The sequence below is a fragment of the Myxococcus sp. AB025B genome (assembly GCF_006518215.1).
GTDB lineage: Bacteria > Myxococcota > Myxococcia > Myxococcales > Myxococcaceae > Myxococcus > Myxococcus fulvus.
On sequence record NZ_SRLW01000011.1, the window covers coordinates 54,216 to 65,641 of the forward strand.

Here is an 11,426-nt window from a genome sequence, read left to right on the forward strand (position 1 = left end):
TTCGTGAGGGTGTGAGGGGCGAGCTACGACCGGTCCTTCTTCCGGCGGTTCAGGTCGAGCGCTCGCTTCTGCTTCCGGATGCGGTCCTGGATGCGCTGCAGGTCGGTGTTGTCGGTGGCGCTCTCGTCGCCTCGGCTCAGGTAGGCCGCGAGGGAGCGGATGGTCGGGTGCTGGAAGAGCTGCACGAGCGGGAGCTCGCGCTTCAGCGTCTCCTGGAGCTGGTGGTGCATCTGGGTCGCGAGGAGGGAGTGGCCTCCCAGCTCGAAGAAGTTGTCGTCCACGCCCACGCGGTCGACCCGGAGCAGGGACCTCCAGAGCGCCGCGAGCGTCTGCTCCAGCTCCGTGCCGGGGAGGACGTAGGCAGCGGCCAGCTCCGGGCGCGAGGTGTCCGGAGCGGGCAGGGCGCGTCGATCGACCTTCCCATGCGACGTCAGTGGCAGCGCCGCGAGCGTCACGAAAGCCGAGGGCACCATGTAGGGCGGCAGTGAGTCGGCGAGGAAGCGTCGCAGCTCCACGACTCCGGGCCGCGCGGTGGACGTCTTCCAGACGAGATACGCGACCAGCCGCTTGTCACCCTGGGCCTCGGCACGCACTGCGACGGCGGCATCGAGGACCTCGGGGTGCTGGCGCAGGGCCGCTTCAATCTCTCCGAGCTCGATGCGGAAGCCGCGCAGCTTCACCTGGTCGTCGATGCGCCCCAGGAACTCCAGTGTGCCGTCCGGCAGATACCGCGCGAGGTCGCCCGTCTTGTATATCCGCTCGCCGGGCTCGGGATGGAAGGGGTCCGGCAGGAAGCGCTCCGCGGTCAGCTCGGGGCGGCGCAGGTAGCCGCGCGCCACTCCGGCTCCAGCGATGTGGAGCTCTCCGGGCACGCCAATGGGGACGGGGCGCAGGTGGCCGTCCAGCACGTAGAGCCGCGTGTTCGCGATGGGTCGGCCGATGGGCACGGTGCCAGCGGCGAAGTCGAGGTCGGTCACTTCATGGACGCAGCAGCCGACCACGGTCTCCGTCGGGCCGTACTCGTTGATGAGCCTCGTCGAGGGGGCGTGTGTCCGCCAGAAGCCCAGGCTCTCGCGAGAGAGGGCCTCGCCGCCGATGACGAAGGTGCGTGTTGCCCCTTCGGCGCACTTCGCCGGGAGGGAGCTTCGCAGCACGTCGAGATGCGCGGGCGTCAGCTTGACGAGGCTGAAGTCGCGTTGCTCCCGGAGCAGCTCCACGAGCGCGGCGAGCTCCTCCTGCTCCCGCACGAGGATGACCTTGCGGCCCACCCAGAGCGGCGCGAAGAGCCCGGTGATGGTGGCGTCGAAGCCGATGGAGGTGATGACGGGCGCACCGTCGCCGTTCGCGACCTCGTAGGCTCGGGTGCACCAGGCGAGATAGTTCGTCAGCCCGCGGTGCTCGATGAGCGCGCCCTTGGGCCGCCCGGTCGAACCCGAGGTGTAGATGATGTACGCCAGATTCGCAGGCGTGGCCTGGCGCCCCAGGTTCTCGCGTCCGTTCCTCGCCAGTTCATCCCAATCCGAGTCCAGGCGGACGACCTTCGCGCGGGTCTCCGGCAGTCGCGACAGGAGCGCGTGGTGCGTGAGCAACACCGTGACCTGCGCGTCCTCCAACATGTACGCCAGTCGCTGCGGGGGGTACGACGGATCCAACGGGACGTAGGCGCCGCCGGCCTTGAGCACACCGAGCAGCCCGACCACCAGGTCGATGGAGCGCGGGAGACAGAGGCCGACGAGCTTCTCCGGTCCCACGCCGAGCCGCACCAGGTGCCGGGCGACCTGGTTGGCGCTCTCGTTGAGCTGGCGGTAGGTGACCTCCACGTCACCCTGAACGAGCGCGATGGCGTCCGGGGTCCGCGCGGCCTGGGCCTCGAAGCGCTCGTGGAAACACGGCTCCTCGGAGATGGGGATGCGGGTGTCGTTCCACTCCACGAGGATGCGCCGTCGCTCGACGGTGCTCAGCAGCGAGAGGTCCTCCACACGCTGACGCGGGTCCTCGATGATGGCCACGAGCAGGGCCCGCAGGTGGTCGTCCATGCGCCGCACCGTCGCCGCGTCGAACAGGTCGCTGCTGTACTCCCAGGCCGCCGTCATCGTCTCGCTGCCGTCGGTCAGCTTGAGCGTCAGGTCGAACTGCGCCGTGTGCTGCTCCAGCGCCACCGATGCGAGGGTGAGGTCCCCCAGGATGGCGGAGGCCCCCGGAGTGCCTGTCACCAGGGCCGCGATGGCTTGCTGGCGGTGCGGCTTCTCCAGCACGAACATCGTCTGGAAGAGCGGCGAGCGGCTCGTGTCTCGCTCGGGCTGCAGCCGCTCCACGAGCAGGGCCAGCGGGTACTCCTGATGGGCCAGGGCCCCCAGGACCGTCTGTCGGACCTGCCGCAGGACGTCCTCGAAGGTGGGGTTGCCCGTGAGCCGTGCACGGAGCGCGAGCTGGTTCACGAGATAGCCCACCGTGCCCGCCAGCTCGGAGCGGGTCCGCCCCGTCACCGAGGTCCCCACGAGCAGGTCGTCCTGTCCCGAGTAGCGATGGAGCAGGAGTTGATAGGCCGCGAGCAGCAGCATGTACGGCGTCGCGCCGTGCGAGGCCGCGAGCTTCCTCACGCCCGCGACGAGGTCGCCCTCCCATCGGGAGAGGTGCATCGCGCCCCGGAAGCTCTGCACCGGCGGGCGGGGCCTGTCCGTCGGAAGCGCGAGGACCTGTCGGGCTCCGGCCAGCTGCTCCCGCCAGTATCGCCAGAGGTCTTCGCCGGCGGGGCCTGACAGCTGCTCCGCCTGCCATTTCGCGTGATGCGAGGGCTGCGCGAGGACGGGTGGGAGGGAGACCGGGCGTCGGGCCCTGAGGTCGGAGTACACGACAGCCAGTTCGTCCAGCAGCACCACGAGCGACCAGAAGTCGGTCACCAGGTGATGCGCGGTCAGCACCAGGACGTGGTCTCCAGCGGCCCTGTGGAACAGCCGGGTTCGCAGGAGCGGCGCGACTCGTGTGTCGAAGGGACGGTGGGTGTGCTCCAGCACCGCCTTGTCGATCGTGTCCTGACTCCAGTCCCTGGCGTCGAGGTTCGCGAAGTCCAGCGGGGGGGCTTCGTGCACGCGCGCCAGGGGCTGGCCCGACATCGTCTCGAATGACGTGCGGAGCGCGGAGTGTCTCTGGGTCAGGAGTCCGAGTGCCTCCTTCAGCCTCTCCACATCCAGGTCGGAGACGATGCGCACCGCGAACGACACGTTGTAGGCCGCGCTCTCCGGGGCCAGTTGATGGAGGAACCACAGCGCCTGTTGTCCGCGCGAGAGCGGATGGGTGGGCTGAACGGACGACTCGAGCGTGATGGATGGCTCGGTGACGGGTGTCGATGTGTTGCCCAGGACCTCCAGGAGGTGCGCGGCGAGCTGCTCCAGCGTGCTGTCCTGGAGGAACAGGACCAGCGAGACGCTCACGCCGAGCTCCGTCTCGAACCGGTGTTGGAGCTCCGTCGCGGCGAGGGAGTCCGTTCCGAGCTGAAGGAGTGTTCGGGTGGAATCGACCTGCGAGACGGGCAGGCGCAGGACCTGCGCGACGACCTGCTGGAGCCACCCGGTCAGCCTGGGGAGCGTGAGCAGCTCCTCCCGTGCGAGGACGGTCCTCGGCGTCTCGATGGAGTCCGAGGCGAGGACGCTGTCGCCGATGGACTCGAAGGTCCCTTCGAGGAAGCGCGCGCGACATGCGCTTCGTTGGATCTTGCCGCTCGAGGTCTTCGGGAGCTGCCCGGGCTTGAGCAGGATGACGGCGTGCGCCTGCAACTCGTGGTGCTCGGCGATGGCGTGACGGATGGCCGCGATGACCTCTTCGACGTTCGCCTTGCGCAGCGCGACGCGCTCGACCTCCTGCGCGATGACCAACCGCTCGGTGCCGTCCACGACGATGGAGAACGCCGCGCCTCCATCGGGCCGCAGCGCGGGATGACTCCGGGCGACGGTCAGCTCCAGGTCCTGGGGATAGTGGTTGCGCCCCCGGATGATGAGCAGGTCCTTGAGGCGGCCCGTGACGAAGAGCTCCTCGCCTCGGAAGAACCCCAGGTCTCCGGTTCGCAGGAACGGTCCTTCTCCCGTGTCGGCGAGGTGGGCGTGGAAGCTCTCTTCCGTCTTCGCCGCGTTCCGCCAGTAGCCCATGGCGACGCTTCCACCCGAGACCCAGACCTCGCCAATCTCGTCCGCGCCGCGGCGGGTCCGGGACTCGGGGTCGACGATGACCACCATCGTGCCGGGATGGACCCGCCCCGAGCCGACCAGCGCCGTCGCCTTGGCTCCCTCGAACGCGGGCGCGACCTCGTGTCGCTCCAGTCGCTCGGTGTCCACGTCACAGTAGACAGGCGGCGCCTCGACGAGCCCTCCGGTGACCATCAACGTGACTTCGGCCAGTCCGTAGCAGGGATAGAAGCTCCGAGGGCTGAAGCCCTGCGACGCGAACGTCTCGGCGAACGCGTCCAGGGTGGCGCGGCGGATGGGCTCCGCGCCGTTGTAGGCCATGGTCCAGCAGCTCAGGTCCAGTCCCGCTCGTTGATCGGGCGTCGTCCTGCGCACGCAGTGCTCGTAGGCGAAGTTCGGCCCTCCGCAGTGTGTCGCGCGCAGGTCCGAGATGGCTTTCAGCCAGCGGATGGGCTGCTGCAGGAACGACGCGGGGGACATGAGGTGCGCGGGGAACCCCGCGTAGATCGGCTGGAGGATCCCGTCGATGAGCCCCATGTCGTGGAAGCTCGGCAGCCACGTCACCGACACGTCCTGGGGTCCGAGCCCGAAGGCCCGGCGGATCTGCCCGGAGTTGTGGAGCAGGTTCGCGTGGCTGACCATCACGCCCTTGGGCGTCGACGTGGACCCCGACGTGTACTGGAGGAAGGCGAGCGTGCCTCCCTCCAGGGCGGGCCTGCGCCAGGCGGTCGCGCGCGAGTCCTCGACCTCGTCGGTCGACAGCAGCCTCATTCGCGCGAACTCGGGCTGCTCCGCGAAGTGCGCGCGGATGCCGTCGGCGAGTGGGGACAGCGTGAGGATGGCGGTGGGCTCCGAATCCAAAAGGATGGACCGGAGGCGTTGGACCTTCTGGTTGCGCCGGGGCGGATAGGCGGGCACGGGCACGACGCCCGCGTACAGGCAGCCGAAGAACGCGGCGATGAAGTCCAGGCCGGAGGGGTAGAGCAGGAGCGCGCGGTCTCCGACGTGACTCGAGTCCCGGAGCGTGGCCGCGATGGCCTTCGCCTTCCTGGCGAGGAGCGCGTAGGTCAGCGACGCGCCCTGGGGCGTGTCGTCCCCCAGGAAGGTGAACGCGAGCCGGTCGGGCTGGTGCTCCGCCCGATGCTCCAGCAGGTCGACGAAGGTCGGGTGCTCGCGGCCCGACCCGGGCTCACTTGTCGCCATCGAGCTTCCTCAGGATCTCAGCGAGCTTGTCCGCGCTCACCGTGCCGATGAGCGCCTCGTCGATGGCCGTCGACATGCCTCGGAGGGTGGGGTGCGTGTAGAGGCTCTTCGTGGACAACTTGACGCCGAAGCTCCTGTTCACCCGGGAGATGAGCTGCGTGCCGATGAGCGAGTCCCCGCCCAGCTCGAAGAAGTCGTCCGTCGCTCCGATGCCGTCGATGCCGAGCAGCTCCTGCCACAGTGGGGCGAGCGACTCCTCGGTCTCTCCTCGTGGACGCTCGTAGGTGTTGCCCAGCTTCGGTCGCGCGTGCAGGGACGTCCCGCCCAGGGCCTCCAGATAGAGCTCGGAGAGGTCGCGCCCGCGCGTCTTCATCACCTGGAGGTAGTCGGACGTGGAGACGAGCACGTGCGGGAGCCTGGACCCCAGGACCCGGCGGAAGACCTCGACTCCCTCGTGGTGCAGGATGCCGCGCTGGTCGAAGTCCTCCTCCTTCAGCTTCTGGAGTACCCGCGGCGCGCGCGCGTCGTAGGCCATGCCCTCGCCCCGCCACACGTCCCAGCTGATGCACGCCACGCGGCGATGGGCGCGCGCACTCCGGCCGTGGACGAACGCGTCGAGGAAGTTGTTCGCCGCCGAGTACGCGACCTGGCCGAACCCCGGCTCGATGGCCGAGAGCGAGGAGAAGAGGAGGAAGAAGTCGAGCGGCGCGTCCGCGAAGAGGTCGTGCAGGACCAGCGTTCCCAGCACCTTCGGCGCGAGCACGCGCGACAGCTCCTCGGGTGACTTCTGCTGGATGGCGCCGTCACCGAGCACGCCGGCCGAGTGGATGACGCCCTGGATGGGACCGAAGCGCTCGGTGGCGCGTGCGCGCGCCGTCCGCATCTGCTCGGCATCGGCGACGTCCGCGCGGAGCACCAGGACCTCGGAGCCCAGCTTCTCCAGCTCGCGCAGCGCGAGGATGTGACGGTGGGTCGGGTCCTCCTTGGGATGCGCGGACAGCCACGCGTCCCACTCCCTCGGGTCCGGGAAGGGGGAGCGCTGTGTCAGCACGAGCTTCGCCTGGACGGCGCGCGCCAGGTACTCGGCCAGCGTGAGGCCCACCTTTCCCAGGCCGCCGGTGAGCAGGTAGACGCCGTGCTTTCGCAGCACCGGCGGAGGCTCGGGTGGGGCCTCCAATCGGACTGGCTCGAGCGTCCGCACCCAACGATGGGGGCCTCGATACGCGACGATGGCCTCCGATGACGCGGCCTGGAGCTCCTCCAGGAGCTGCGTCACCGGGTCCTCGAGCCCCGCTCGGGTCGGCACCGCGAGGTCCACGCTGGTGCACTGGATGTTCGGATACTCCAGCGGGATGACCTTGCACGGCGCGAGCAGCAGGGCCTTCTCCGGAGCCACCTCGTCGCCGTGGACCTCATGCAGGTCGTTGGACACGACCCAGAGCCGGAGCGCGTCCGTGACGCCTCGCGTGCCCAGGGTCTTCGCCAGCAGGAGCAGGCTGTCGAGTCCGAGCACTCGCGCCTGCTCGACCGCCGCGAGGCCCACCGTGGCGGTCTCGGAGGCGGTGACACTCCACAGGTGCACCATCCTGCTCGGGGTGATTCCCTGTCCCTGGACCGCGCCGAGGAGCGCGTCGTAGTCGGCGGGCGCCTTCGGGTCGATGGTGAATCGATTCGGCCCGTCCTGGTGGAAGCCGGTACCGGCCCGCACCGTGATGCAGGCGTTGCCCAGTCGCTCCGCCAGCGCGTCGCCCACGCCCAGCGCGTCGACGAAGAGCAGCCAGTGCCCGGCCTCACCCAGGGCCGACGGCTCATGACGGGGCACCCGCTTCCATGAGGGTACGTAGAACCAGTCGCCCACGTCGGCCTTCTTCGTGAGTCCCGAGGCCGCGCGAGGCTCTGCCTCGCCCGCGAGCCGCGTCGACTCCGTGAAGGCCGGCGCCACCGACTGTCCCGAGAGCGGTGACGAAGAGGCCTGAGCGAGCAGTGCGTGTTGTCCTAGGACATCCACGTCAGGCGCGGCCGCGGTCCTGCTGAACCCACTGGCCCCGAGGACCGCGCTCCACTGCGCGGGCGTGAAGAAGGGGTTGCCCTGGTCTCGCTCCGGGTCCTCGACCGGATTCATCATCAGGCTGTAGGTGATGGCGAAGTCCGGCGTGGGCTCGGTCAGCTCGCCCAGGAGCAGCAAGCCCCCGGGCGCGAGGAGCGAGCGCACGTGCGCGAGCGTGGTGCGCAGGTTGCGCGTCGCGTGGAGCACGTTTACGGCGACGATGACGTCGAACGACTCCAGGGGAAGCCCCTGCGCCTCGGGCGCGCGCTCGATGTCCAGCGGGACGTACTTCATGAACGGCCAGGCGCTGAACTTCCGCTTCGCCTGGGACAGGAACAGCGGCGCCACGTCGGTGAACGTGTACTCGGTGCGCTCGCGCGGCAGGATGGGGAGCAGCTCCGTGGTCGCGATGCCCGTGCCGCCACCAATCTCCAGCACCCGGAGCTTCGTGGTGGGCCCGAGCTGCCGCACCAGTCGCTCCACACCGGCGCGCAGGATGCCTCGGTAGTACGTCTTCAGCCCGAACTCCGTCTGCGCCTTCTCGGCCGAGCCCTCCAGGATGGACGCGAACAGCTCTGTCGGTGACTGCTCCCCGCGCAGGACGTCCCTCAGTGCGTCGCCACACCGGCGGATGAGGTCCACCACCTGCGGCGTCCTCGCCCAACGCTCCTCCGCGTTCCTCACCCGTGACTGCACCGTTTCAAGGGAACACGGTCGCAGCGACCGATAGCGCCCCGCCGTGTCCTGTTCGAGCTGCCCTGCCTCCACGAGCAGTCGCAGCCATCGGGACAAGAGCTGCTCGTACCGGCCGATGACCCGGCACTGTCCGAGGAGCTCCTCGCGCGTGTACGCCGCGCTCGAATCGGGGAAGGCCCCGAGCGCGCGCAGCGTCACGTTCATGTACGCGGTGCAGGCCGCGTCCAGGCTGTGCTTGTCGAGCTGATGCGAGGAGGCATCGAAGCCCGCGAGCTCTTTCTCCGCCTGGGCACGCGCAGCCTCCAGCACGGGCTGCCAGTGCGTGGGCGCCTCGGTGGCCTCCGCGCGAGCCGGGTCGATCCAATAGCGCTGACGCTCGAAGGGGTACGTCGGCAGGGGGACACGGCGGGGACGTGCGTCCCGCTGCGCCCTGGGCCAGTCCACCGAGAGCCCCTCCATCCAGAGCTGCCCGAGCGTATCGAGCACGAACGAGAGATCCGACGTCTGCTCGCGCGGATGAGGCAGGGAGGAGAACACCGCCTGCGCGAGCGCGCGTCCGGGATGCTTCCTGACGAGCTGGGTCAGTGTCCTGCCCGGGCCGACATCGAGGAGCGCTCGCTGCCGGTCCTCGAACAACACACCGACACCCGCGGAGAAGCGCACCGTGCGCCGCAGGTGCTGGACCCAGTAGTCGGGGTCCGTCGCCTGGGCGGCCGTCAGCCACGTGCCGGTGAGGTTCGAGACGATGGGCGTCCGGGGCGCGTCGAGGCGCAGGCGTCGGAGCTGCGCCGCGAAGGGCGCCAGCACCGGCTCCATCATCTCCGAGTGGAACGCGTGCGAGGTCTCCAGGAGACTGCCACCGAGCCCGCGTGAATCGAGCTGCTGTCGCAGCGCCGCGATATCCTCCGTCGTCCCAGAGACGACGCAGGACGAGGGCGCGTTGACGGCGGCCAGGCTGAGGCGTGTGCCTCCCAGCAGCGGTGTCAGCTCCTGCTCTGACAGTGGGACGGCGAGCATCGCGCCGGGCGGGAGCGCCTGCATCAGTCGGCCCCGAGCGACAACCAGCGCCAGCGCGTCCTCCAGCGAGAACACGCCCGCCAGCGTCGCGGCGACGTACTCCCCCAGGCTGTGGCCGATGGCCGCGTCCATCCGCAGGCCCCAGCCCATCCACATCCGCGCGAGGGCGTACTCGATGACGAAGAGCGCGGGCTGGGCGTTCTCCGTGCGCTTCAGCTTCTCGGCCGCGAGCTCGCGCTGCGAGTCCGGCGGGTAGAGCAGGGCCTGGAGATCCACCCCGTGGCGACTCCGGAGCAGGTCGAAGCACCGGTCCGCGTGCTCCCGGAACGTCGGCTCCGTCCGGTGGAGCTCGCGTGCCATGCCGACGTGCTGGCTGCCTTGTCCGCTGAAGAGGAACGCGATGCCACGGGCCGGGGACTCCGTATGCCGGGTGCGCACGCGCTGTGCGTCGCGCGTGCCCAGCGCGGAGGCCGCGTCAGCGAGGCCGTGGCACACCAGCACGCGGCGATGCGCGAAGGGCTTGCGTCCGACCTGGAGCGTGTAGGCCACGTCCGCGAGCTCCAGCTCCGGGTGCGTATCCAGGTGATGGGCCAGGTTCGTCGTCGCCTGCTCCAGCGCCTCGCGCGTCTTCGCGGAGAGCACGAGCAGGTGCGGTCCCGCGGCGGGCTTCGTGCGCGCGGGTACCGGCGGCTCCTCCAGGATGGCGTGGGCATTCGTACCGCCCAGGCCGAAGGAGCTGACGCCGGCGCGCCGGGGGAACCCCTGGGGCTTCCACGCGGTGAGGGTGGTGTTGACGAAGAAGGGCGTGCTGGCGAAGTCGATGCGCGGGTTGGGCGTCTCGAAGTGCAGGCTCGGCGGCAGCTGCCCATGCTGGAGGGCGAGGGTGGTCTTGATGAGCCCCGTGACACCCGCCGCCGCGTCCAGGTGCCCGACGTTGGTCTTCACCGAGCCGAGCGCGCAGAACGACGTGGCTTCCGTGCTGGCGCGGAACGCCTGTGTCAGCGCGGCGACCTCGATGGGGTCTCCGACGGTGGTGCCCGTGCCGTGGGCCTCCACGTAGGTGATGCTCCGGGCGTCGACCCCCGCGGAGGCGTGGGCCTCCATGATGGCGGCCGCCTGCCCGTCGATGCTCGGCGCCGTGTAGCCCGCCTTCGTCGCGCCATCGTTGTTGATGACCGCGGACTTGATGACCGCGTAGATGCTGTCCCCATCCGCGAGCGCGTCCTCCAGCCGCTTGAGGATGACGACCGCCGCGCCGTTCCCGATGACGGTGCCCTGGGCCCGCGCGTCGAACGCGCGACAGTGTCCGTCCGGCGAGAAGATGCTGCCGGGCTGGTGCAGGTAGCCCGTCTGCGGAACGGTGATGGAGACGCCGCCCGCCAGCGCCAGATCACACTGGTACGTGAGCAGCGCCTGGTGCGCCACCGCCGTGGCCACCAGCGACGTCGAGCAGCCCGTCTGCAGCGTGAGGCTGGGCCCCTTGAGGTTCAGCTTGAAGGAGACCCGCGTCGCCAGGTTGTCCTTGTCGTTGCCCAGCAGGACCTGGTGCCCCGTCTCCGGTCCGAGCAGGTGGGGATGCGTCGCGAGGTTGAACAGCAGGTAGCTGGGCCAGCCCGCGCCCGCGTACACGCCCACGGTGCCCGCGTGGGTGTCCGAGGTGTAGCCCGCGTGCTCCAAGGCCGACCACGCGACCTCCAGGAACACCCGCTGCTGCGGGTCCGTCAGCTCGGCCTCGCGGGGACTGAAGCCGAAGAACGCCGCGTCGAACAGCTCCGCGCCGGCGAGCACCCCCTTCGCCCGCACATAGTGCGGCGAGGCCAGCGATGCGGGCGGGACACCGCGGGCGCGCAGCTCCTCGTCGGAGAAGAACGTGAGCGTCTCCGTGCCCGCCTTCAGTGCGCGCCAGAACGAAGCGATGTCCGCGCAACCCGGGAACCGCCCCGCCATTCCGATGATGGCGACCGCGGCCCCGGCGTCGCTGGTGGGCTCGAGTGACTCCACGGGCTGCGACTCCTTGGGAAGAACGCCAGGGGTGGACGTGCCTAGAGCGCCGAACAGGTTAGGTCACGCCGCGCGCTGGTAGCGAGCGGCGACCTCAAGGTTTTGGACGGCCGCGAGTCGCCTGAGGTCAAAGAGGTTGCGGCGCGTGCCTCGATAACGGGCCTTCGGGCCCTGGCGGTTGGCGAGATGTGCCAGGCGATGCTCGACACCGACACGCTCGCGGAGTTGTGCACGGCCTGCGCGCGACTGCAGACGTGAGCGAAGGCGCTTCTGGAGCCGCTCGT

At 69.8% G+C, this 11,426-nt stretch carries 2 protein-coding genes and 1 pseudogene; all 3 read right to left on the reverse strand.

The window, feature by feature from the left end; translation table 11 throughout:
• Positions 1–23: 23 nt before the first annotated feature.
• On the reverse strand, positions 24–5,381 hold the full coding sequence (locus FL311_RS03395) for a non-ribosomal peptide synthetase (protein ID WP_141323423.1): 5,358 nt from the start codon (positions 5,379–5,381) through the stop codon (positions 24–26).
• Positions 5,368–11,142 carry a type I polyketide synthase gene (locus tag FL311_RS03400; protein WP_228556647.1) on the reverse strand — a complete coding sequence of 1,925 codons (5,775 nt, stop codon included), beginning with the start codon at positions 11,140–11,142 and terminating at the stop codon, positions 5,368–5,370. The genes FL311_RS03395 and FL311_RS03400 overlap by 14 nt, the downstream gene beginning before the upstream one ends.
• Positions 11,143–11,205: 63 nt before the next feature.
• Positions 11,206–11,426: pseudogene (locus FL311_RS03405) on the reverse strand (IS5/IS1182 family transposase); the annotation flags it as partial.